Origin of the sequence: Clostridium sp. C1 (assembly GCF_018223625.1) — a bacterium.
GTDB lineage: Bacteria > Bacillota_I > Bacilli_A > Erysipelotrichales > Coprobacillaceae > Allocoprobacillus.
The window spans coordinates 2,837,538-2,861,683 of sequence record NZ_CP073631.1 but is presented as its reverse complement, the minus strand read 5'-3'; the positions used below and the strand labels follow the sequence as shown (position 1 = coordinate 2,861,683).

At 31.7% G+C, this 24,146-nt stretch carries 20 protein-coding genes and 2 tRNA genes; 5 read left to right on the top strand and 17 right to left on the bottom strand.

The window, feature by feature from the left end:
* Nucleotides 1–19 precede the first annotated feature (19 nt).
* The 4 genes from KEC48_RS15220 to KEC48_RS15205 form a co-directional block, all read right to left on the bottom strand.
* Nucleotides 20–739 (bottom strand): glucosamine-6-phosphate deaminase, encoded by a 720-nt coding sequence (locus KEC48_RS15220; RefSeq protein WP_211963353.1) that lies wholly within the window; start codon nt 737–739, stop codon nt 20–22.
* Nucleotides 736–1,362, bottom strand: coding sequence for a 4Fe-4S binding protein (locus KEC48_RS15215; protein ID WP_087358803.1), 627 nt, complete (start codon nt 1,360–1,362; stop codon nt 736–738). The genes KEC48_RS15220 and KEC48_RS15215 overlap by 4 nt, the downstream gene beginning before the upstream one ends.
* Nucleotides 1,359–1,994, bottom strand: a complete 636-nt coding sequence (locus KEC48_RS15210) for a rubredoxin-like domain-containing protein (RefSeq protein ID WP_211963351.1) — start codon at nt 1,992–1,994, stop codon at nt 1,359–1,361. The genes KEC48_RS15215 and KEC48_RS15210 overlap by 4 nt, the downstream gene beginning before the upstream one ends.
* A gap of 186 nt (nt 1,995–2,180) precedes the next feature.
* Nucleotides 2,181–2,256 (bottom strand) — tRNA-Glu (locus tag KEC48_RS15205).
* 289 nt (nt 2,257–2,545) lie between these two features.
* Here KEC48_RS15205 and KEC48_RS15200 point away from each other — a divergent pair.
* Complete coding sequence (locus tag KEC48_RS15200) at nt 2,546–3,811, top strand: UDP-N-acetylglucosamine 1-carboxyvinyltransferase (protein WP_211965519.1); 1,266 nt, start codon at nt 2,546–2,548, stop codon at nt 3,809–3,811.
* A 101-nt stretch (nt 3,812–3,912) separates the two neighbouring features.
* Nucleotides 3,913–4,116: a 50S ribosomal protein L31 gene (gene rpmE, locus KEC48_RS15195; protein ID WP_211963349.1), complete on the top strand. Its 204-nt coding sequence runs from the start codon at nt 3,913–3,915 to the stop codon at nt 4,114–4,116.
* Between the two features lie 87 nt (nt 4,117–4,203).
* Here rpmE and KEC48_RS15190 read toward each other — a convergent pair whose 3' ends face one another.
* The gene (locus KEC48_RS15190; protein WP_087358013.1) at nt 4,204–4,797 is read right to left on the bottom strand and encodes a cytidylate kinase-like family protein; all 594 of its coding nucleotides are present in this window, start codon (nt 4,795–4,797) and stop codon (nt 4,204–4,206) included.
* Between the two features lie 123 nt (nt 4,798–4,920).
* Between KEC48_RS15190 and KEC48_RS15185 the strand changes: the two genes are divergently transcribed.
* Entirely contained in the window at nt 4,921–5,670 is a 750-nt protein-coding gene (locus tag KEC48_RS15185; protein ID WP_211963347.1) for an MBL fold metallo-hydrolase, read from the top strand.
* On the top strand, nt 5,660–6,139 hold the full coding sequence (rlmH, locus tag KEC48_RS15180; protein WP_211963345.1) for a 23S rRNA (pseudouridine(1915)-N(3))-methyltransferase RlmH: 480 nt from the start codon (nt 5,660–5,662) through the stop codon (nt 6,137–6,139). The genes KEC48_RS15185 and rlmH overlap by 11 nt, the downstream gene beginning before the upstream one ends.
* 103 nt (nt 6,140–6,242) lie before the next feature.
* Here the strand turns inward: rlmH and KEC48_RS15175 are convergent.
* Nucleotides 6,243–6,318: transfer RNA gene (locus KEC48_RS15175), tRNA-Gln, on the bottom strand.
* Between the two features lie 48 nt (nt 6,319–6,366).
* Here KEC48_RS15175 and gltX point away from each other — a divergent pair.
* Nucleotides 6,367–7,773 (top strand): glutamate--tRNA ligase, encoded by a 1,407-nt coding sequence (gltX, locus tag KEC48_RS15170; protein ID WP_211963343.1) that lies wholly within the window; start codon nt 6,367–6,369, stop codon nt 7,771–7,773.
* A 35-nt stretch (nt 7,774–7,808) separates the two neighbouring features.
* Here the strand turns inward: gltX and KEC48_RS15165 are convergent, their stop codons facing one another.
* From KEC48_RS15165 to KEC48_RS15115, 11 genes are all read right to left on the bottom strand, one after another.
* Nucleotides 7,809–13,487, bottom strand: a complete 5,679-nt coding sequence (locus KEC48_RS15165; RefSeq protein ID WP_211963341.1) for a discoidin domain-containing protein — start codon at nt 13,485–13,487, stop codon at nt 7,809–7,811.
* 94 nt (nt 13,488–13,581) lie between these two features.
* Nucleotides 13,582–14,601 carry a LacI family DNA-binding transcriptional regulator gene (locus KEC48_RS15160; protein ID WP_211963339.1) on the bottom strand — a complete coding sequence of 340 codons (1,020 nt, stop codon included), beginning with the start codon at nt 14,599–14,601 and terminating at the stop codon, nt 13,582–13,584.
* A 70-nt stretch (nt 14,602–14,671) separates the two neighbouring features.
* Entirely contained in the window at nt 14,672–16,018 is a 1,347-nt protein-coding gene (locus tag KEC48_RS15155; RefSeq protein WP_211963337.1) for a glycoside hydrolase family 1 protein, read from the bottom strand.
* A 72-nt stretch (nt 16,019–16,090) separates the two neighbouring features.
* On the bottom strand, nt 16,091–16,717 hold the full coding sequence (locus KEC48_RS15150) for a hypothetical protein (RefSeq protein WP_211963335.1): 627 nt from the start codon (nt 16,715–16,717) through the stop codon (nt 16,091–16,093).
* A 98-nt stretch (nt 16,718–16,815) separates the two neighbouring features.
* Complete coding sequence (locus KEC48_RS15145) at nt 16,816–18,213, bottom strand: polysaccharide deacetylase (RefSeq protein ID WP_211963334.1); 1,398 nt, start codon at nt 18,211–18,213, stop codon at nt 16,816–16,818.
* A gap of 39 nt (nt 18,214–18,252) precedes the next feature.
* Complete coding sequence (locus KEC48_RS15140; RefSeq protein ID WP_211963333.1) at nt 18,253–19,713, bottom strand: UDP-N-acetylmuramoyl-L-alanyl-D-glutamate--2,6-diaminopimelate ligase; 1,461 nt, start codon at nt 19,711–19,713, stop codon at nt 18,253–18,255.
* 13 nt (nt 19,714–19,726) lie between these two features.
* Entirely contained in the window at nt 19,727–20,743 is a 1,017-nt protein-coding gene (locus KEC48_RS15135) for a PTS sugar transporter subunit IIC (protein WP_211963331.1), read from the bottom strand.
* Complete coding sequence (locus KEC48_RS15130; protein ID WP_211963329.1) at nt 20,730–21,479, bottom strand: putative ABC transporter permease; 750 nt, start codon at nt 21,477–21,479, stop codon at nt 20,730–20,732. Before KEC48_RS15130 ends, KEC48_RS15135 begins: the two co-directional genes overlap by 14 nt.
* A 91-nt stretch (nt 21,480–21,570) precedes the next feature.
* Nucleotides 21,571–22,320, bottom strand: coding sequence for a ChbG/HpnK family deacetylase (locus KEC48_RS15125; protein ID WP_211963327.1), 750 nt, complete (start codon nt 22,318–22,320; stop codon nt 21,571–21,573).
* Entirely contained in the window at nt 22,320–23,225 is a 906-nt protein-coding gene (locus KEC48_RS15120) for an ROK family protein (RefSeq protein ID WP_211963325.1), read from the bottom strand. The genes KEC48_RS15125 and KEC48_RS15120 overlap by 1 nt, the downstream gene beginning before the upstream one ends.
* Nucleotides 23,226–23,275: 50 nt before the next feature.
* Nucleotides 23,276–24,118: an AraC family transcriptional regulator gene (locus tag KEC48_RS15115; protein WP_211963323.1), complete on the bottom strand. Its 843-nt coding sequence runs from the start codon at nt 24,116–24,118 to the stop codon at nt 23,276–23,278.
* Nucleotides 24,119–24,146 lie beyond the last annotated feature (28 nt).

Genomic DNA, 24,146 nt, shown 5'->3' with positions numbered 1-24,146 from the left:
GCGATACAATGATCGCCTTTTATAATCGAGATTCATCTTCAATTAACAACAAAGAAGCTGCTGCTTCATCACAGATCACCGTAAAATTAGGATGAAGCTTTAAAACTGTTGCAGGAACTTCTGCATTAATAGGTTCTTCAATAAAACGTTTAAAAATTTCTGCTTTTTCATGACCATCTACAATCATGACCAGATGATTAACACGCATCAAACTCTTAGCCCCCATCGTAATCGTATAAGGTTGTCGTGGTCTTTCACCATAAGTTGGATTGACTGCTAATTTATCCTTATATTCCATACAGTAAGTATAACTATCAAATTGTGTACAACGTGGACAGTTTCCACAAAAATGACCATCATGTCCCAGACCAATCACCATGACATCAATACCTCCAGCTTGACGAATCTGCCAGTCATAATCATGCCAGTTATCAAGCGTGATACGATGAATATGTTCTTCTAAAATATGTGCTGGTTCAAAAAACATCTCTTTCATTTCAGCCCAGTTTGTTCCATATTTTTCACCAATAAATGGATTTTCATCAAATAAATAATATTCCACATCCTTAAATTTCTTTTGATCCCTTACAAGAGGAATCATTATTTCATATAAAAGACGTGGTGTTCTTCCCGATGTCAATGAAATATTGACTCTTTTATCCTGCAACATAGCACCAAGTAAAATATACATAGCATTTTCACTCATTGCTTTGACATCTTTTTCAATAACTAATTTCATAATGATCCTTCCTTTTCTATTCTTTCTAATTGTTTTTCTGTTGCCTTGCAAATAGGACAAACAGGTGTTTCATTATTTTTAACTTCAAAAATGGCACCACACACAAGACAATGATATTGAATCGTGGTAACTTCATGAAAGGATATCTTTGTTAATAAGTTTTGAGCAACATCCGTTGGAAAATCATCACATGGAGGATTTTCTACAAAAGATTCAAGTAATTGCTGGGTATTAGCACTTTGAGGTAACATAAATCCTGCTTCACGCATGATATCTTCATGAACCAAGCGAATAGATTTTACAAATGCCTTCATTAAACGATACAATTCATCATTATGACTATTCATCAATTGTCTGGCAAGTTGCTCCTGTTTCGCCTTTTGTGTTGTTAATGTATGAGATAAATGAACAAGAGAAAGGTCTTTTGATTGTTGAGGTGGATAAGTCAGTGGAACAAGGGAGATAGCTCCACTTGGACATGCTTTGGCACAATCACCACATCCAATACATTTTTTCACATCAATGATACTGTCTTCTGTATCTGTTGCTCCTACTGGGCAAACATAAAGACAAAGGCAATCTTTTGTACATAAGCGAATATTTCTTACAGCTATGTATTTCATCCAGCCTCCCTCCCCTCTATTTTTTCAAATTTCCATGCTGGAACTTTACACACCGGACATAATTCTGGTGCTTCATCTCCAACAAACACAAAACCACATACTGAACATACCCAGACAGATGTATTTTTCAAAAATGCTCCTTGATCTTGATGATAACGCATTAATAACGAATGCAAAATAGCTGTTACCTTTTCACCCCAGACACAAATACGTTGTGTCCCTCGATCAGCTACCTGCTTTGCATATCCATGTAAAGCAGGATAATAATGTGATAGATCTTCCTGCAACAACTGTTCTAAAACGTCTACACTCACATTATCTTCATTTTCTACATGTGCTGTGAACAAATCAGATAATGTTTTCAAAAGCAAAGCTTCTTCGTCTTTATATTGTTTTTCACATCCACGCTGTAAATTAGAACAAATCGCTGCCAATTCTCCTAAAGAATAAACTATATCTCCTTCTGTTGATATATTCATGTCTGTTGTCTTTGTTTCTTTTTCTTCTTTGACAAACAAAGACTGATCAGCTTTACATATCGGACAGACCCATGACTCTGGCAATTGTTGAAACGTTAAATCTTCTTGACTTTCATCATAAACATATCCACAAATAGAACATACATATTTCATGACAAAACCTCCTTCCTTTTTATTGATTGTCCTTTTCCTTATTATATAATGAAGATATATATTATTCATTAAAAACAAAACTTTTCAAAAAGAAAATCAATATTTCACTGAAAAACCTTCAAAAGAAATTATATTATATTTTTAGACAAATAAAAAAACACTGATTTGATCAGTGCGTTTTAACATTGGTAGTCCGTAGGGGGTTCGAACCCCTGAATGCTAGGATGAGAACCTAGTGTGTTGACCACTTCACCAACGGACCAAATATTGACAATATATAGTATATCACTCTTAAATCAAGTGTAAAGATTTTTTTAAAATAAATGCAATAAATAAGGAATAAAAAGCATTAATATGATGGAATGATGAATTTATTATAAATATCATGTTGGGATTGAGTGAACAGCATTTGAATGATATAATGAAAGCGAAAAAAATTAAGAAATTGTTTTGATATTGACGACATAAATGTGTATAATCTCATTAAAAAGAGAAATAGAGTTATAAATAGATTGATGATTGGATATATATTAAAGAAAGGAAATAAACACATGGCAGAAGTAATTGCGATAGATGGTGGATATAAATTAAATGGAACTGTAAGAATTAGTGGAGCGAAGAATGCGACTGTTGCTTTGATTCCCGCAGCCGTATTATCTGAAGGCCCTGTAGAGATTTTAGGAGTCCCTGAAATTTCAGATGTTGCTGCATTGGCAACACTTTTAAAGGAGTTAAAATGTGATGTAGAGATTGATGGAGAACGTATCAAGATTGATCCTACACATATGGAAGATATTGCATTAGTGAGTGATGCAGTCAATAAACTAAGAGCTTCTTATTATTTTATGGGAGCCTTACTCGGAAAATATAAACGTGTTAAAATAAAAATGCCCGGAGGATGCTATTTAGGGCCACGTCCTATTGATCTTCATCTCAAAGGTTTTGAAGCTTTGGGAGCAAATATTACTTATGAAAATGATACTTATTTATTGGAAGCTAAAGAATTGATTGGAACTTCTATTTATTTAGATTTTGCATCAGTTGGAGCAACGATTAATATTATGTTAGCAGCTGTCAAAGCCAAAGGTAAAACTGTGATTGAAAATGCTGCGAAAGAACCAGAAATTATTGATGTGGCAAACCTTCTGACAAAGATGGGAGCGAAAATTAGAGGTGTAGGAACTGATACAATTACGATTGATGGTGTGGAACATTTAAATGGAACATTCCATGAAATTATTCCAGATCGTATTGAAGCAGGAACATTTTTGATTATTGCTGCGGCGGCTGGAGAAAAAGTGATTGTTCAAAATATTATTCCTCAGCATTTAGAAGCGTTAATTTCTAAACTCAAAGAAATGGGTATTCAAATGGATGTTGTGGGAGATAGTATTGTGGTTTATGGTAGAGAAGGTGATTTAAAACCAGTCAACATTAAAACACAAATTTATCCTGGCTTTGCAACTGATTTACAACAACCTCTTACAACTCTTTTAACACAGGCTAGTGGTGATTCTCATGTCAAAGAAACCATTTATATTGAAAGATTTAAACATTGTCCTCAATTAAATAAAATGGGTGCTCACATTGATTTAAAAGAAGCTGAAAGCATTATTCATGGAGCAACACCATTACATGGTACTAGGGTTGAAGCAACAGATTTACGCTGTGGAGCTGCTTTGGTTGTTGCTGGTTTAATTGCTCAGGGAAGAACAGAAATTACAAATGTTTATCATATTGATCGAGGATATGATAATATCGACCATAAACTCATTACATTAGGTGCTCATATTACAAGATATCATATTGATGAATAAAAAATGAAAAAACTATTGTTTTTATCGTCAAGAAATGCTATTATAATTGGGCAACTTACTTTGAAGTAGCAAATATTTCAAGGCGGAAGGAGAAATGAAAAATGAAAAAAGGAATTCATCCAGATTATAAAAAAGTCAAAGTGATTTGTACTTCTTGTGGAGCTGAATTTGAAAGTGGATCAGTATTAAACGAAATTCGTGTTGATACATGTTCAAATTGCCATACATTCTATACAGGAAAACAAAGATTTGCAAGTGCTGATGGACGTGTAGAAAAATTCAATAAAAAATACGGACTTAAATAATAAGAACCTGCCAATGGCAGGTTTTTTATTTCATCATAATCTTTTCTATTATATAGGCATAAAAACAAAAGTTATCAATTCATTTCATTATTTTTGACGATGTTCTCCTTTTTGATATAAAGCAACGATAATATCTGCGACTTCTTCAATACCAAAATCACTATTAATCGTCAAATCAAAATTCTTTAACTGTCCCCATTTCTTTGTTGTATAATAATTATAATAATTACTTCTGGCCTTATCTTTTTTCATAACAAATTTTTTATAATCATCATGTTCTTCTTGATAATCTTCTTTGACACGTCTTACTCTTGACTCAAAAGGTGCATGAATAAAAATAGTGAGCACATCATCAAAATCTTCCAAAATATAATCAGCAACTCCATTAACAATAATACATGTATCATTTTCAGCAATATGACGAATAATTTTAGATTGCATTGCAAAAACCTGATCATTCAATGGTAAAGTAAAAGCTGTAGAAGATAAAGTATACATAAAACTTGAAGATTTTTCTTCAGATACACGGCGAATTGTATCAACATCAAATCCCAATTCTCTTGCAGCAAGATCAATAATTTCATTATCATAATAAAAGATTCCCAATTTCTCTGCAACACGTTGAGCAATTAAACGACCACCAGATCCATATTCTCTTGCGATTGTAATAATTCTAGGCATAAATACCCCTCCTTTATAATTCTATTTTATCATATTTTTAAATCCATGTTAAATTTTTCATAAATGAAAAAGTTGTTTTTTTAAGTCCAAATTTGTATAATAAATACACGAAGGAGTTGAATTATGGAATTTCATGTTTTAGCAAGTGGCTCAAAAGGTAATGCTACATTCATATATGATCAACAATGTGGAATATTGATTGATTGTGGAATTACCCGAAAACAACTTTTATTTAAATTAAATCAATTAGGATTTCAAGAAAATGACATTACATATGTTTTTTTAACCCATGATCATTATGACCACAATAAAAATATTCATATCTTTGATGCAGGAAAAATTTATAGTGCTAAAAAGAATATCAAAGACTTAGATGAATACCATACGCTTGTTCCTTACACACATCGTCAATTTGGTGTTTTTGATGTTTTCACATTAAGAACATCTCATGATGCCAGTGATCCCATTGGTTTTGTGATTAGTAATGGGCAAGAACAACTATTGTATATGACGGATACAGGCTATGTATCACAAAAAAATCGTCAATTTATGAAAAATCTTGATTATTATATTATTGAAAGTAATCATGATATTGAAATGTTAATGGCGACTAAAAGACCTATGTTCTTAAAAAATCGTATTTTAAATGATATGGGACATCTTAACAATGAATATAGTGCCCATTTGATGTGTGAGGTTATTGGAGAAAAAACAAAAGAAATTGTATTGGCACACTTATCGCAAGAAGCCAATACAGAAGAACTAGCTCTAGCAACTTATCGACAAGTATTTCAAGAAGAACAAATTGCTTTTTCAAATATTAAAGTTGCCAGTCAAATTGATATTGTATCAGGAGGAGATTATGAAAATTAAAATCATTTGTGTTGGTAAATTAAAAGAAAAGTATTTAGAAGAAGGAGTCAAAGAGTATTTAAAAAGATTATCAGCTTATTGTGATGTAGAAGTCATAGAAGTTGGAGATGAAAGAATACCTGAAAATCCTTCATTGGCTGAAGAAATGATTGTGAAATCTAAAGAAGGTCGACGTATTTTAGATAAAGTGAAACAAGATGATTATATGATTTTATTAGATGTTCAAGGAAAAGAAGTAGACTCTATTCAATTTGCTGAATCTATTGAAGATTGTATGCTTCATGGTAAAAGTACGATTGATTTTGTCATTGGTGGTTCTTTAGGACATGGTGAAGATGTTCTGACAAGAGCCAATCAACGTATTAGCTTTTCTAAAATGACTTTCCCTCATCAGCTTATGCGTGTTATTCTAGCTGAACAGATTTATCGTGCATTTAAAATTATAAGAAAAGAAACATATCATAAATAACCACAGCTGTGGTTATTTTTAATATGAATCAAAGATAGTTTTTTAAGTCATAAAGTGATAAAATAAAAAAAGAACCACAATCGTGATTCCTTTATAAACATAATGGCTGGGGTACTTGGATTCGAACCAAGGAAATGTCAGATTCAGAGTCTGATGCCTTACCACTTGGCTATACCCCAATCACAACGTTTATTATATATCTTTTTTTAAAAGGAGTAAAGAGGAAAATGAAAATTCGTACACGTTTTGCACCTAGTCCTACTGGGTATATGCATATAGGTAATTTAAGAACGGCTTTATATTGTTATTTGATTGCGAAAAAAGAAAAGGGAGATTTTATTTTAAGGATTGAAGATACCGATCAAAAAAGAGAAGTTGCTGGAGCTTTTGAGCTTATTTTACAAATATTAGATGAAACAGGATTACATTATGATGAAGGTCCTGAGCATGGTCATTATGGACCTTATATTCAATCACAGAGATTAGATATCTATCATCATTATGCTCAAGAATTAATCAAATTGGGTGGGGCTCATTATTGTTTTTGTTTAAATGATATTGAAGACCACGATCCTTGCTTAGATTTATCTCCAGATGATATCCAACAAAAAATTCAAAATGGTGAACCTTATGTCATTAGACAAACTATTCCCCAAACAGGAATAACTTCTTTTGATGATGAAGTTTATGGACACATTGAAGTAGAAAACAAAACCTTAAATGAAGGCATTCTTATAAAAAGTGATGGCTTCCCTACTTATAATTTTGCTAATGTTATTGATGATCATTTGATGCATATCACACATGTTGTCAGAGGAAACGAATATCTTTCTAGTACACCTAAATATAATTTAATTTATCAAGCTTTTGATTGGGAAATTCCAACTTATATTCATCTGCCAACTGTCAACAAAGATGAAACTCATAAACTTAGTAAAAGAGATGGCGATGCTTCATATCTTGATCTCAAGAAGCAAGGGTTTCTTCCTCAAGCCATTATCAATTATATAGCACTACTAGGCTGGTCCCCTGAAAGCAATGAAATCCTGTCTTTAGAAGAACTTATACAACAATTTGATGTTCATCATATATCGAAAGCTCCTGCTATCTTTGATCTAGAAAAACTTAAATGGATGAATGGTATGTACTTAAGACAAATGCCTTTATCTCAATTTCACCAATTATTACAACCTCACTATCATTTTATATCTCAACCTGTTGACGACTTAGAAATTTCACGTATTCTTCAACCTAGACTTCTACAAATTCAAGACGACATTATTCAAGAACTGCTTGATTTTATCAATCAGCCCCTTCCTTTTGATATCACTATTTATACACATAAAAAATTCAAAACCAACCCAGAAAAATCTTTACATGCTTTAACACTTGTAGAAAAGCATTTTCATGAAATCAAAGATTTTCAAAATGATGATGATATTCTCACATTCTTTAGAGAACTTGCTAGAGAAAATGGACTTAAAAATGGTCAAATTATGGAACCTGTTAGAGCTGCTCTAACAAACAAACGTTCTAGTGCCGGTGGTGCTGTAGAATTAATTCATATTTTTGGTAAAAAGGAATCCTTAAAACGCATTCAAGCAGCTATTCAAAATATTAACACATACTTATAAAAAATACGATGCCTTATGACACCGTATTTTTTATATTACTTTTTAAATAAAGAACTTTTCTTGATAACATAATACCCTGCACTAGAAGCCATCAAAAGAATCATCATTGGTAATAGAGATGTTGTATCTCCTGTCTGAGTCACTGTTTCTGTTGTATTTGCAACTTGTCCAACAGTTTTTTCAACTTCCTGAGGTTTTTGATCAGGCTGAACAGTTATTTCAATATCGCTATCTGGTTTTTGTTCAGGTTTCGTTGTATCTTCAGGTTTTGTTTCTTCTTCTGGTTTTTCCTCTGGTTTCGTTTCTTCACCTGGTTTTTCTTCTTCAGAAGGTATAACAACCAAAGCATCTAATGCTTGACGTAATTGTTCATACATTTGATCAACATCTTTTTGTGATACATTTTCATCATCAATGATTGCTTCAACTTGTGATAACAATGCTTCTACTTTTGCGTAACTTTCTGTTGTATATTGTTCTTTATCAAGTTGATAAGCTTCATTAAAGATAGATGTTAAATTATCTTTATGAGCCTTTTCAACAAGTCCTTCAACTGCATGATTTAAAGTTTCAATAGCTTCATCTACCTCATCTTGAGTTGCATTATCATTACTGAAAACTTTTCTTGCTTTTTCTAATGCTTCAGTCACTTTTGTAATAGAATTAGGTGTATATTTTACAGTATCTAAACTCTGAGAAGCATTATCAATAGCTGCAATTAAATCTGTCTTATCTGCCAGTTTTGTTAAAGTTGAAACTGTTGCTTCAAGATTTTCAATAGCTTTTAAAATATCTTCTTTTGTCGTTTTTTTATCATTACTTAATGCGACAAGAGCATTTAATGCTTCTGTAAACTGAGCTACACTTGCTGGTGTATAAGAAGAAACATCAAAATCTTTATATTGATCATATGCTTCAACTAATAAATCTAAATCTGTTGTATTGTAAACTTCAAATTCCCATAATGAAAAACCATATTTAGCTGCTGCTTCAATACCATACATTCTTACATAACGTGCCTGTACAGTATCAAAAGTCAATTCATCTATACCTCCACTTGAATTGATAACTTCTTGAACAGCTAGTGTGCTTATGCTTTCTTGAACATCCTTAACATGAACGATATCTGTCCATGTTTTCGCATCATCAGAAATTTGCACTTTATATTCTTTAGCTCCAGCACCTTCCCAATTTAAAACAACCTTATTAATATTATATGTTCCACCAAGATCAACATAAATCCATTGATCAGTAGCAAAATCACGTTCAGATACCCAGCGTGATTGTTTTCCATCAATCGTTCCTGTAGACCCATCAAATGCTAATGATGAATAATATTGTTTATTACCATCTTTAACATCAACATATTCATAACTTGCTTTAGAATCTTTATTTAAAGAGATATTTTCGTTTGGTCCTTCAACATCTAGGATTGCCTCACCATAGACTTCAAATTCCCATAATGAAAAGCCATATACACCACCTGGTTCTAATCCCTGCATCTTCACATATCGACCAGTAACGTTATCATAATCAAATTCATCAATACCACCATTACCATCTGTGATATGTGTGATATCTTTCCATTCTTTGGCATCATCAGATACTTGAATTTTATATTCTTTGGCTCCAGCACCTTCCCAATTTAAAACAACTTTTGAGATATCATAATTTGCTCCTAAATCAACATAAATCCATTCATTTTCAGCATTTGGCGTTTCTTTTGTTCTTAAAGATACCCAACGTGATTGTTTTCCATCAATTGAATCTGTAGAACCATCAAAAGCAAGTGATGAATAATATTGTTTGTTTCCATCTTTTGTATCAATAAATTCTGAACTCGCTTTAGAATCTTTATTTAACGCCACATTGACCTTAGGTTCCGGTTCATCAATATCATGATTGAACTTTCCATAAACTTCAAATTCCCATAATGAATAACCATATTTATTATTGCTTATATCAATACCATGCATTCTGACATATCTTGCCTGAACTTCCTGATTAAATGCGATTTCATCAATACCAGGTTGTCCATTTTCTTGCAAGTAAACTTGTGTCCATTTTTCACCATCCATTGATACTAAAATTTCATATTTCTTTGCACCATTACCTTCCCAGTAAAGTTTAGCCCCACTTAAATCATAGATACCATTTAAATCAACTTGAATATATTCATCATTAGAATTTCTATTTGAAACCCATCTTGATTGATTATTTCCACCATTATTTTCGAAGCTGCCATCAAAGGCTCTACTCGCATCATAAACATTGTTATGAACTGATGAAGCACTTGCTTCTTTATTTAAAGCAATATTTTCTTGGCTATCTGCCTCTATAAGATTTCCATAAATAGACCACTGTACAATCTGATAATTATCTCCACTTGATTCATTGAGTTTCAAACGTACATATTTTGCTTGTTGATTGCCTAAATCATTAATTGTTTCAATATTTCCTTGTCCTTTGACTGTTTTTATTGTTTTCCAATTTTGTGCATCATCAGATATTTGAATTTCATATTGAGAAGCATAATTTGTTCCCCATTCAATATCCATATGCGAAATTTCATAAATACCTTTTAATTCTACATAAATCCATTGTTCTCCTGATTTTTCAGAAATCCAAGATGTATTTGATTTATGATCAACTGCATTTGTTGGTAAATTTAAATCCTTAATTGTACTTGAAAATGCATTTTTATTAGATGCTATATCTTCATCCACAAACTTTCCATAAACAGATAGTTCATAAATACTAATACCATATTTTAATTGTGTTGACTTATGTGAATGAACTTTCACATAACGTCCATAAACAGGTTCATCGTAACTATAACTATCAAGATATTCACTAGAAGTTTTCTTACCATCTTCAATAGTTGTCCAATTCACTTTATTGCTTGACACTTGAATATCATAATCATCAGAACATGCTGATTCCCATTGGATACTCATGGCATCAATTTGTGCATAATGCCCTAAATCAACGATAACCCAGTTATCATCTTCATTTCTTAGAGAACTCCATCTTGTTGAAGTATTTCCGTCAACAGCTTTTTCTTTTGTATTACCTGGATCATTTGTTGAAGTACTGCTAACTTCTACCACTTTATTTAAAGCTAGTGATTCACTTGCTTTCCACGTGATTTCCTTAATTTGATAATTTGCTCCTACTCCATTACCAAATTTAATCATAATATATGGATAAACACCATTTAAATCAATTGTATCTTCTCCACCATCACCATTTGTCACAGATTTCAACACTTCATATTTTTGACCATTATCTGATACATAAATATCATAATCATTAGCAAAGTTTTCACCCCAAAGAATATTGAGTGTAGATAAATGTTTATTGTTTTCAGTAAAGAAACTTACCCATTGATCTTGTTGAGATTCACTTTGCCAATATGTTGCTTCATCATTATCAAATGCTTTTTCGATTCCATGACCCTCCACTTGTGAACTTGTTTGATAATGATTATCCGCACCTTCATTCATTGTCATTGTTTGACCTGCATATGGTAAACCAGATGATACAAATGTTGTTTGTGATTCATGATTATCATCTTTCATTTGTACATTCACTGTTTCATTAGCCTTTGTGTCACTCACAGCTAATGAAATTTTTCTGACATCACTTGATTCATCAACAATGATACTACAAGGTTTATCAACAGTAATTGTCATGCTGTTTTTTAAATCTAATGAACCAGCTTTATAGAAGTTAATTTGTGTAACCTTTAATCCGTTATGTCTTACAGCTTGAATTTCACTTGTATTAGAAAGAATTTCAACAGGAATTGTTCCTTCAGCATAGCTCTTAACTTCATTGACATTCTTATCTGGTACAACAATATAAGCATAGCTATCATTATCAGGATTTAATCCATGATTAATATAAGCTTTAAATGCTGGTGCAACATTTTCTTTAGCTTCTTCACTCCATAATGATGGATTATCCTGTTTTGCATTGCTGACAACAACATCAGTATTGTCTAAAAAGACATATCCGATATCATCGTTATATAACCATTTTGTGTTATATGTTTCATCAACTGTTCCAATTGGAACTTCAGTTCCACCAACATTTACATCTTTTGCTTCACTTTGATTAAGTGTTGTATGAATTTTGACTTTCTCTGTAGAATTGATACCTGCACCTAATGCTACAAATTCATCATCAAAGAAGAAGTATCCTTTTTTGACTTGTGTTCCTTTTTTATTCATATCGTAGGCTGTTGCCCCATATTTTCCATTAGATACACCAATAGTATGTTCTGTTCCATTTGTAAAACGTCCATAATTTGAATAATCTTCAACAACACGTGCAGCTGTTGTTGTTCCTGGAACATGTGCCCAGTCATAAGTTGGATAAACATGGATATATTCTCCACCATTAACAGTAATATAAGATGAAGCTGAAGATGTCCAATAAATTAATTGACCACCATCTTCTTGTCCAGTCCAGCTTCCTCGCCACTCTCCACCAATAACCTGGTTAGAATCCATTTTTATATTGACACCATAATTATCTCGCATATGAGACGCATAAGTCGAACGCCACATATAGTAGTTTCCATTTTTACCATTTGTCGTACTCTTATCAGTAATATTATTTAAAATAGCTTGATATTCATCAGCACGTTCTGTATCAACAGCCATCATTCTTTCTAATGGCAAAATATAAGCTGATGCATAATTGTCATAACCAATGGCTGAATCATATGGACGATAACCAAGATAAAGTTCCATAATATCATCTCTAATCGTCCAACTTGTTCCATCTAACATGTAATCAGCCATTAAATCAACAATACTTTGATCAAATTCATAGGCTGTATCATTGAGCATATAAAGCCAATAACTCATATCTCTAAACATAGAAAGACCATAGCCGTTAGAATAGAATTGTCTCCCATGCATATAGAAACTATTGTCTACTTGTACAGCTTCAGCTGTATTGTCATCTTCCTGTACAACTAAGCAGTAACTTAAATAATTATCAACTAATTCTCTAAGATCAATCATATGTCTATCTTTTAAAGAATCTTTATACTTTGCCCCATTTTCTGTAATAATAGCATAATATACATAATTTTGATCAAACCAGAGATTGTTTTGACCAGTACCATATTTTTCTGGTGTTTTCTCTAATAATTTATAAAGTAAAGTATTCATTGTGTCTTCTGTAATACCTTCTACTCCATCCATCATTAAAGCAATACGAGAAAATCTTAATTGGATACCAATTTGTCTTTCCCACCAGTTTGTATTTGTTGGTTCACTGCCATTGTTGGCTTTTGTCCAATGTGCAATGGCTAAATTCAATTTTTCAATGACTTCTTTATTTTGATAAAGATCATTGCCTTCAACATGATATGCAATTGCAATAGCTTGAAGACGATCCAATGCCAAATAAGGCTCCCATGCTCCACCATTGGCTGCACTTCCTGTCATTGTATAATCCACATCTGCAAAAGAACCGTCTTCTTGAATCATATCAAGATAATCTTTTGCCTTAGATACATAACATGTTTCTACTTTGGCTCCATCATCAAAAGTATCTTGAGAAATCATAAATTCTTTTAATCGTAACTTAATTGTTGCAAAATCATCACTTGCTGCATAAGATACATTTAAAGAACTTAAAATCATTCCTAGTGATAGTACTAATGATAATGTTATTCTTAACAGTTTTTTTATCATTTCTTTCCCTCCCATTTTGTAATCGCTTACTATATTAATATTTTTAGAGATTATAACTTGAATTTCAATGCAAAATTGCTTGAAAAAAAAGAGCTTACTTCACAGAAGCTCTTTCTATAATACGAACACTTAATAATTCTGTTTTTTGAATATAATCCTTTCTTTGAATACGATCCACTAAACGATGCACTGCTTCCTTCCCCATACTTTCTTTTTGTACTTGCATCGTTGTCAGTGGCGGTTTCAACTTTGCTGCTAAAGGTGTATCATCAAAACCAGTTACACCTATATCTTCAGGAACTTTTATTCCTAAATTTGTTAATGCCTGTATAACAATAAAAGCATTAGAATCATTCGCACAAATGAGAACTTCTGGTAATTCTTTTGATTGAAGTCTTTTTTCTATTTCATCCGTTTGGTGATTGAGAACATATTTTTCAATGTGATCTAAGAAAGAATATTTTTGAATATATGTATTATCATGAAATGTTTGAATCATATGATGATTGATTAAAGCCAATTTATATCCTAAAAAACGATCTTGAAAACTTAAAGAATAATCTAAATCACCAAAGAACCCTATCTTTTGATATCCTTTTTGTATAATATAATTCGTCATCATATAACCACCCTGTTTATTATGTGTCAATACACAATCCAAGCTATCATACAATGATGTAAAATCAACCAAAACAATCGGTATTCCCGTTGTCTTCAATTTCCTTAAATTCATATCAGAAATCTTACCTACAATGATGATTCCAGCGACTTTTCTTTCCACAATACATTCCGGTATATCCATATATTGATCTTCAAAATAATTCATTATAGATGAATACCCTAAATTCTTAGCTTCTTCCACAATAGATTTTAAAACAATGGAATAAAAATGCCCTGTATCAGCATAATAACTCTGCATCAGTATACAAATATTAGACCTTGAAAATACAGATAAATATTTCCTCTTTTCATTAATATACCCCATCTCATCAGCTGTACGTAAAATCAATAAACGCATTTCATCACTGACTCCTGGTTTATCATTTAATGCAATTGAAACAGCATTAATAGAAATATTCAATTTTTTGGCTATATCTTTCATAGTCACCTTCATATGCTCACCTCCACACCTATTATTTATAATATATCATTAGATAAACGAAAAAGCCATGTATTCATGACTTTTACAATTCTTCCCCATTTGTTTCAATAACATGTTTATACCATCCAAAAGATTTTTTCTTCATTCTCTTTAAATCTTTCAAATCATCATTTGTACGATTGACATAAACCATACCATAACGTTTATTCATATTCGCACGACTACTTAAAATATCAATAGGACCCCAGACAAGATATCCACGACAGTCTACTCCTTCTTCGACAGCTTTTTTCATTTCCGCAATATGTTTTCTCATATAATCAATACGATAATCATCAATGATTTCACCATTTTCATTGATTTCATCATCACATCCAAAACCATTTTCTACAACATAGATAGGCATCTCATATCTTTCATATAATTGACGTAATGTAATTCTTAAACCAACAGGATCAATTGTCCATCCAAATTCAGACATTTCCAAATAAGGATTTTTCTTAATCACAACATCTTCTACATTGGTTAAACTTTCTTCACCATAATGAGAAATCGTAGACATGTAATAACTAATAGATAAATAATCCGTTTTTCCCAATTTTAAAATATCTAAATCACCATCAAGAATTTCAGGCATTGTTCCTTCATTTTTCATATTGGCATAATAATAAGAGTTGTAATATCCTCTTGCAAAAACATCTAAGAAAACATAAGCTTCACTCTGTGCTTTCATACTTTCAAGTGTATCTAAAGGATGACAAGTTTCAGGATAACTTTGTACAACAGTTGCCATACCCATGACTTTTCCACCCTGTTGATGAATATAGTCATTGACTAAACTATGAGCAATTAATGTATTATGCATGATCTGATTGTCAAAAGTCTGAGGATTCATTTCTTCAGGACAAATTCCTCCAAAAAACATTTTAGGTCCTTTTTGTAAGATACCATTTTGTTCATTAAAAATAATCCAGTAATGAACTTTATCTTTATAACGGTCCACAATTTTTTTGCATAATTCTACAAAAATATCAGCAACTTTTCGACTTGCAAAACCATTATATTTTTCTTGTAAAACTACTGGCATTTCAAAATGATATAATGTAGGAATAGGTTCCATTCCTCTGTCTTTTAATGCATCAATAAATTGATCATAGAATTTAAACCCTGCTTCATTATATGTGTTTTCATCACTCATCAGCCTTGACCAGTCCATTGAAAAACGATAAGCATTGAATCCCATTTCTTGATATAAATCAAAATCTTCCTGGTATCTATGATAACTATCAATGCCATCTTTAAAATCAGAAAACTTTCCACTGACTGTTAAATCACAGACAGCCGGTACTTTTCCTCCTTCATTGTATGCACCTTCACTTTGATGAGCAGTCACTGCTCCACCCCATAAAAAATCTTTTCTTAAGATCATTGTTTCAACTCCTCACTTTCATTATTATTTTGTTTTATAACAACTTGAAATTCAAGTTATAAATACTTGAATTTATCTCGTATATAAAAACATTTTCCCATCATATTTTTCATTTAATGTCTGTTGACTGGTAAAAACACACGAAAAATTGTCATGAAAAACATGAAATGAATCCAATGGCTTGACTATGTCTAAGATTTTTTGATTGATTTCTTGAGATATACCAGTTTGCTGGCAAGCTTCACATTGCTCATCTGTTTTATAGAAAACATGAACTTGGTCAAAAATAATTTTGATTTTCCATATATAAGGTCTATGAATATCTTGTATTTCTTTTTGTATCTGGTTTAAAATTCTTTTTCTTATTTCATCTTCCAATGTATCATAACTGATAATCGAAGGACACTTTGTAGATATATGATGTTTTTGACAAAGTAATAAGAATTGTTCACGAATTTTCTGTTGCTTTGTTTCATCAAAATTTATACCATTCTTCATTTTTTGTTGATCATCATGATTCCATAATATGAGTTTCAATCTGGATTGATTATCATGTGTCTGATCATAAATAAAATCATAAAGTTTTAATTGAAAAACCTGCTCAAACCATTGTTCAAATTCTAATAAAAATAAACTTTTCTGTTCTGGATGACACAGTAAATTGAATGCATGTTGATATTGTTGTTCATTTAAAAGCATAAAAACACCTCTTGTCTATTATACAACAAAGAGATGTTTTTATCTCGATTTTATTTATTTTTAGTCTAAACTCTTTGACATAATAACAAACAAATCTCTTAATTTTGAACATGATGATGAAACGTTGGAGAAGTTTCATCTAATACCTGAAAAACATATCCCTGCTCAATGAGATAATCTAAAATATCTGGCAGTGCCTTGACAGTATTTTCCTGTGTACCACTATCATGCATTAAAAACATAATATCTTCCTGTTCACCAATTTCTTCCTTTGCTTTTTTAATAAGACCATCAACCGTTTTAATACCTTCTCCATCACCATTAATAGAAGTCCAATCATAGTACTGATAACCTAAATCAATGACTTTTTTTGTTAAACGTGTCATAATCCCTTCATTATATTTTTTAGAAACTAAATTACTAGAACCACCGGGAAAACGTATCAAATCAACATTCTTTCCTATTTGTTGATAAACAACATCCTTAATTTTATTTAAATCACTAATATAATTCTTTAAAGAACTATAAATATATTCATAATCATGACTATATGTGTGTAAGCCTATTATATGTCCCTTTTGATAGGCTTCTTTAATATAATGAAAATCCTTTGGGGAAGTCCCTGTCACAAAGAAAGTTGCTTTAATATGATATTGATCTAAAATATCTAAAATCTCTTTGGTATTTAATGATGGGCCATCATCAAATGTTAAATAACATGTCTTGATACCATCTTTGAGAGCTTCTCGATTATCGTATTGACTTAAAACTTCTACTTTTCTGATCAGTGTATCTTCATTTCCACTCGCATCTTTAACATGATAATAAACTTCATATTCACCCATTTGACGAATATTTAACTTAGAATCATCAATTGTTAATAGTGGAGATTCATCATGGTCATCTTTTACAACAACATCTTTTTTTAAATCTATTTCATCACCAATAAGTAATGTAATAGGGGTTAACCCTGTCACTGTGGGAGGCTGCTTATCTTGATTCTGGACTTGAATATAAGCATTTTTTTCTGTTTTATTGCCATAACTATCTTCAACAACAACTCCTACCTGATATGTTTTTTCTTCATCAAAAATATATTCTTTAACAAAATAAACCTTTGTATCTGAATCATCTTGAATATTTTTAACAAGTTCTTCAGGTTTTACTGTTTCATTTTTGAGAATCGTTTTATTTTGAATTTCAAATTGAGGTGCTAACATATCATCAATATAAACAGTTAAACTATATGTTTTTTGTTGATAAGAATAATGAATCTGATATTTTCCAAGCTTTCCATTATCAACTTGATTATCTACTTGAATGTCATCTATTTCTATATGTGAAAGTTTTTGAATATATTGTAAAGGATTCACTTCTTGATATAAAGCCAAATGAATTTCCTGATCTACAAAAATGATTTTGGGTTGAAAATAAAAATATATACAAATCAAACAAGCAACAATAAATATCAGACTATAAAAAAAGACTTTTTTCATATGTATCACCAAAAATACTATATGAAATCAAAGTCTTTTTTAGTCCTTTTCTTGAAAATATTCCTCAATGATTTGTCGTTCACTAAAAGGTAATGGTTCATCATTTAAAATCTGATAATCTTCATGTCCTTTTCCTAGACAAAGAATAACATCTCCTGCTTGAGCATGACTTAAAGCATAGTGAATGGCTTCTTGACGATCTTCAATGACAATATATTCACCATTTTCCTGTTCAATACCTTCAATAATATTGTCACATATATCATGAACAGATTCGCCACGTGGATTGTCCGCTGTTAAGATAGAAAAAGCATGATATTTGGCGACAATAGCACCTGCATCATAACGACGATGAACATCTCGATGTCCTCCTAAACCATAGACACAATATATACGATGAGGATGGTATTCACTCATAGTGGATAAAATACTATCAAATGATAAAGCATTATGTGCATAATCAATTAATACTGTATAAGGGCGTGGAACGGGAACAATTTCAACACGTCCTTTCACACTAACCTTTTTTAAAGCTGCTTGAATATAAGGAATATCTATATGCAGTAAATAACAAATCATAATTGCTACTAACGAATTATAGACACTGAATTTTCCAGGTATGTTGGTCTGGAATGATGCTTCAATGGCTCCCTTTGTATCAAATGTGACACCCAAAATATTTTCTTCTTTATAAAGTTCAATATGTGAAGCTTGTAAGTCACTTGGCTGTTGAATAGAATAAGTTTTGATTTGACATTTTGCCTGATCAATCATATCTAAATAATGGTCATCATCTCTATTGAATAAACCTATACGACACATTTGAAATAATTTCTTTTTACATGACATATAATGTTCAAAAGAATGATGTTCATTTTCACCAATATGATCAGGAGATAAATTTGTAAAAACACCAATATCAAAATCAATACCTGTGACACGATCTAACATTAAACCTTGTGAAGATACTTCCATGACACAATATTCACATCCTGCATCAACCATCTCACGCATTAAACGCTGTAATTCAAAAGATTCCGGTGTCGTATTTTTTGTTTTTCTTAACTCACCATTAATCATAGAACCAATTGTTCCAATAATACCTACTTTTTGATGAGCCTTTTCTAAAATTGATGCCACCATATAAGACGTTGTTGTTTTTCCTTTAGTTCCAGTTAAACCAATCACTGTCATTTCACGACTTGGATGATGAAAGAAAGCACAAGAAAGTAAAGCCAATGCCTTTCTTGCATTTTCAACCATGATATATGTAATGCCTTGCTGATATTCTACAGGATGTTCCACAACAATTGTTTTTGCCCCATTTTGAATAACCTGTTTGATAAAAGAATGTCCATCGACTTTCGCACCAGGAATACAGACAAATAAACTTCCCTCTTTTACACATCTTGAATCATAATCAATTTGTGTCACTTCATTATCTAATTCTCCTTGTATAAATTGATAATCTAATTCCTTCAATAATTCACTTAATTTCATTTCCCTCACCTTTTCATATTCCAGATATATACATATCTCCACTTTTTATATAATTTAATTTTCTCATAGCTTTATACATACCATAACAAATACCCATTGGCAAAACAACATCTATCAAAATAAAGACAATCCAATAAGTAGGTGACATCAAATGCATTGCTTCACGTAATCCTATAAGTCCTGTTAAACCAAGTGAAGCTCCTTGAACAGTACAGCTTAAAGACAATAACGCTGTCAATATACCACTGATAAGACTTGCGATAAGAGGTGGTACCCAGATCAAAGGTCTTTTGATTATGTTTTTGAACTGTAAAAAACTTGTTCCTATACTGACAGCCAAAACATTTCCAATAGGATTATCATGAATAGACATAACTGCCAGTCCTACCATCTGTCCACAGACCCCTGCCAAAGCACAACCCAAAGCCACGCCATCTAACCCACTTAAAACCGACATTAAAAAGAGTGATGTCAATGGTGATGTTGTAATCACGGCACTTAATAAGGCTACACACATTCCCATCAAAACAAGTGGTAGCTGTATACATTGTAACATCAAATCTTGAAACCAGTATAACAATTGTAAATAAAATGGCTTGATAAACCAGACGAAGACTCCACTACATATTAATGCAACTATAGGGGCTAACAGCCAATCCAGTGATGTTTTCCCTTGAATGAGTCGAACAACTTCTACAGTTAAAATCACTGCCAGATAAGCTAGAAAAGGAGAGCCCGTTGTTAATGTCACATGACTGCCATCAACGACTAAAGTTCCTGCACCAATCATACCAGCTAAACACGCTGTCACTAAATTGATACCTTTTGCTTCCATACACCATGCCATTGTGATACCAATAACAGGGCCAAGCATATAAGTGAGTATAATTCCCCATTGATTCAACAATGAAAGATGAAACAGTTGTCCTATTTCCTGACAGATTGTTCCTAAGACAAAACTCATAAAATATCCAGCAGCTAAGCCATGAAAAGTACGAGATAGATAATTATCACGTTTACTTCTTGCCATCTTCTTTCTCCTCTTTTCCTTGATGTTTCATCAACATTGGGAAAGCTTTCACAATACGTCTTTCCATCATAGATTTTTCATGAACCCACTGACGATAACTCTCATGATCATTTTCTTTCCACAATTGCATAATTTCTTCAAAATCATGTCTACTCTGTTCAACATTTTCAATCAATGTCTGAACCGTCAATTCCATATCTTTTCTTAATGCATCTAAACGTTCATCCAAATGCATTAAAGAAACAACTGTATAAATAAAATCAATACCCAAAAGTGTTGTCAGCATAGTCGCAAAAACAACCAAAGTAATTAAACCATATTGCATAATCCACTCCAATAACATGGGTTGAACATATTTCACTGCTACAACACTAAATAATCCAAAAACAAGAAAGCCTTCTAGACATACTCTCCCATTGACATGAAAAGCTTTATCAGAATAATCCCACCAGCGACGATGGTAAATCTTTTCCATACCCCAAGATGTTAAATATTCAATCACACAAGCTACAAAAGCCCCTTCAATAAAAATAGATAAATAACTTTCTGTTGGAGAGAATAGCAAAGACACTGTCAAAGCTCCTACCCCATAAATAGGAACAATGGGTCCATTTAAAAAACCACTGTTTTTGATCCTATGTCTCGTCATAATAGGGCAAATGAGTGACTCCCAAATCCATCCAGCAAAACCATATATATAAAAAGTTATAATGTAAGCACTAATATATTTTTCCATAACTGACTCCTATATAAGGATATTATACTTTGTTTTTATGATTAAGCAAGAAAAAAAAGGAGTCGCACTCCTTTTACTAAAAACAAATCTTTTATTGATAATCTCGAAAACTGACGACTTCAATATGATGATGTTTTAACCAGTCTTTTAACCACTGACTACATAAAAATTCACATTCCATTGGTCTAATCAATGTATATGAAGAATGTTCTAAAATATATTGGTCAAGATAACCAGGATGAAAAACCACCAGACTACATTCATTTTTTTGAATATTTGATAATTGACTTTCAAAATATTGATAAGGGTCATAGAGTCCTCTTTCATCAAAAGCAAAGAAATCTAAAGATTGAATATGATATTGTTTTTGCCATTGTTGATCCATCAAATTGTCATAAAATAAATGATGCCTGGCAGCCACATTTTCTAAAGCCTGTAAATAATTTCTTGAAAAAACAGCATGTCCCTCAAAATACTCTGGTTTTTGACCTGTGATTTCAATAAATCTTTGTAATTGTGCTTCAATTTCCAACTCACACTCTAAAATATTGATTGTATCTTCTTGACGATGGTTAATATCATGACTTGAATAAAATTCCCCATTTTCATTAACCAAAGAAGGAATAAGCCCAGGCGAACAAACCGGTTTTCCTAAACATATATTTGTATGTTGTCCTAAACAAATATCTAAATCTTTGATTAATTGATAGCCATGCTTTGCACTTTCCATATTAGGCATAAGTCCCACACAACTGATTACACCATCTTGTATAGATTTTAAGATGCCGTAGTTTACACCTTCGCTTATACCTAAATCATCTGCACGTAAAATTAATTTCATTATTTCACACCACCTTTATTATAAAGTTGACAATATGTATAGTAAGCACCAATCAAATTAGAATCATTATGATATTGACATGGTTTGATTTGTGGTTTTCTAAAGAGATAAGCTTTTGTAAAAATATCATCTATCTTTGTTTGTATCATTTCTACAAACAATGGATCTTGACTGATTCCTCCTCCAATACAAATACATTCAGGATTGATGATATTATCAATGTTATAACAAAACTTAGCTATTGCTTCAAACCAATCATCCATGACTGAAATCACTTCTTGATCTTTTTGACGATAAAGCTGCATCATGGCTTCCCCATCAATGTTTTCATCTTGTTTGATATCTTGAACTTTTTTGACAATAGCTAAAGTTGAATATGTTCCAGCAAAACTCTCATATTGTCCTTGACGCAAATCAACAAAAATAGGACTAAATTCTCCTGCAATCAAATCTAAACCACGTAGTACCTGATGATCAATGACAATACCTCCACCTATACCAGAACCAAAAATCAAAACGACGCAGCTTTGACAATCTTTTGCCTGTCCTACCCATGATTCACATAAAGCTGCAGCTTTACCATCATTTTCAACAGATACAGGAATATAATGGCATAAAGCAGATAATCTTTTAGCAAGTTCTAACCCTTCTAAATAAACCAGTGCCCCACTTGTCAACATGACACCTTTTTCCACATCTATTTTTCCTGGTACACTCATTGCAATTCCTTGAATATTTTCTTGTTGAAAAGAGAAATAAATATTTTGTAATGTTTCTAAAAAATGTTCCTGTGACTCATAAGGTGTTTTTATTTTTGATGTCTGTGTTAAATGACACTGTTCATCAATTAAACCATACTTAATAAATGTTCCACCTACATCAATGACTAATACTTGATCTTTCATTTTAACCTCCTATAAAAGAGGGACTTTTTTAAAGAAAAGTCCCCATCTATTTATGAATGTTCCTGTTTACGATATTGAGATGGTGTTTTTCCATACCATTTCTTAAAATGATTAATTAAGGTATGTTCACTAGAAAAACCACATTCAAAAGCAATATCTATAATACGTTTTTGTGATGTCATTAATAAGAATTTTGCACGATCTAAACGTAATTTCGTTAAATAAGTATAATAATTTGTATTTAAATAACGTTTAAACATTAATGAAATATGTTGCGTTGTATAACCAAAATGATTTGATAAATACTGTAAAGAAATATCTTCTCGATAATGCGTACTGACATAGAAAAGAATTCTTGAAAAAGTATCGTTGTTTTCATGATGATAGGATGTAGGATCATAATGACTTTCTTTTAAACATTGGGATAATAAGGAAAGAAGGGATGCTTTATATTCTAATTGAGAAACAATATCATCATGATTCATTTTTAAAATAACTTGGGAAAACAAATCAATAAAAGACTTTTGATCTTTAATCATAAAGACTTTATCAATAAGTAAAGTTGAAGGCATATATTGTAAAATAAAACCAATATTGATATGCAGACATTGGAAACGAAAATTACCAGCATTGCCAATCATTTTATGAAGTGCCTGCATTCCAATCACAATCACATCACCAGGATTCACTTCAAATAGTCCTTCAGGTGTCATTGTTATCATATGCCCATCAATAATATGAACAATTTCCAGCCATTCATGCCAATGAACATCTATGATAGATTTATTTTCATTATGTCCAGCAGAATCTATAAATAAGCAGTATTTATTACTATCATAATTACGTATACTACTATCAACATCTTCATATTCTTCATCAAAAATCAATCGCATCTTTATCACCAGCAACATTCTAACATAT

Coding starts and splice junctions, on each gene's coding strand:
- KEC48_RS15190 (WP_087358013.1), bottom strand. CDS start 4,797: ATGCCTAGAATTATTACAATCGCAAGAGAATATGGATCTGGTGGTCGT.
- KEC48_RS15155 (WP_211963337.1), bottom strand. CDS start 16,018: ATGATCTTAAGAAAAGATTTTTTATGGGGTGGAGCAGTGACTGCTCAT.
- KEC48_RS15160 (WP_211963339.1), bottom strand. CDS start 14,601: ATGAAGGTGACTATGAAAGATATAGCCAAAAAATTGAATATTTCTATT.
- KEC48_RS15200 (WP_211965519.1), top strand. CDS start 2,546: ATGGCAGAAGTAATTGCGATAGATGGTGGATATAAATTAAATGGAACT.
- KEC48_RS15150 (WP_211963335.1), bottom strand. CDS start 16,717: ATGCTTTTAAATGAACAACAATATCAACATGCATTCAATTTACTGTGT.
- gltX (WP_211963343.1), top strand. CDS start 6,367: ATGAAAATTCGTACACGTTTTGCACCTAGTCCTACTGGGTATATGCAT.
- rpmE (WP_211963349.1), top strand. CDS start 3,913: ATGAAAAAAGGAATTCATCCAGATTATAAAAAAGTCAAAGTGATTTGT.
- KEC48_RS15125 (WP_211963327.1), bottom strand. CDS start 22,320: ATGAAATTAATTTTACGTGCAGATGATTTAGGTATAAGCGAAGGTGTA.
- KEC48_RS15210 (WP_211963351.1), bottom strand. CDS start 1,994: ATGAAATATGTATGTTCTATTTGTGGATATGTTTATGATGAAAGTCAA.
- KEC48_RS15140 (WP_211963333.1), bottom strand. CDS start 19,713: ATGAAATTAAGTGAATTATTGAAGGAATTAGATTATCAATTTATACAA.
- KEC48_RS15145 (WP_211963334.1), bottom strand. CDS start 18,213: ATGAAAAAAGTCTTTTTTTATAGTCTGATATTTATTGTTGCTTGTTTG.
- KEC48_RS15215 (WP_087358803.1), bottom strand. CDS start 1,362: ATGAAATACATAGCTGTAAGAAATATTCGCTTATGTACAAAAGATTGC.
- KEC48_RS15115 (WP_211963323.1), bottom strand. CDS start 24,118: ATGCGATTGATTTTTGATGAAGAATATGAAGATGTTGATAGTAGTATA.
- KEC48_RS15185 (WP_211963347.1), top strand. CDS start 4,921: ATGGAATTTCATGTTTTAGCAAGTGGCTCAAAAGGTAATGCTACATTC.
- KEC48_RS15220 (WP_211963353.1), bottom strand. CDS start 739: ATGAAATTAGTTATTGAAAAAGATGTCAAAGCAATGAGTGAAAATGCT.
- KEC48_RS15165 (WP_211963341.1), bottom strand. CDS start 13,487: ATGATAAAAAAACTGTTAAGAATAACATTATCATTAGTACTATCACTA.
- KEC48_RS15135 (WP_211963331.1), bottom strand. CDS start 20,743: ATGGCAAGAAGTAAACGTGATAATTATCTATCTCGTACTTTTCATGGC.
- KEC48_RS15120 (WP_211963325.1), bottom strand. CDS start 23,225: ATGAAAGATCAAGTATTAGTCATTGATGTAGGTGGAACATTTATTAAG.
- KEC48_RS15130 (WP_211963329.1), bottom strand. CDS start 21,479: ATGGAAAAATATATTAGTGCTTACATTATAACTTTTTATATATATGGT.
- rlmH (WP_211963345.1), top strand. CDS start 5,660: ATGAAAATTAAAATCATTTGTGTTGGTAAATTAAAAGAAAAGTATTTA.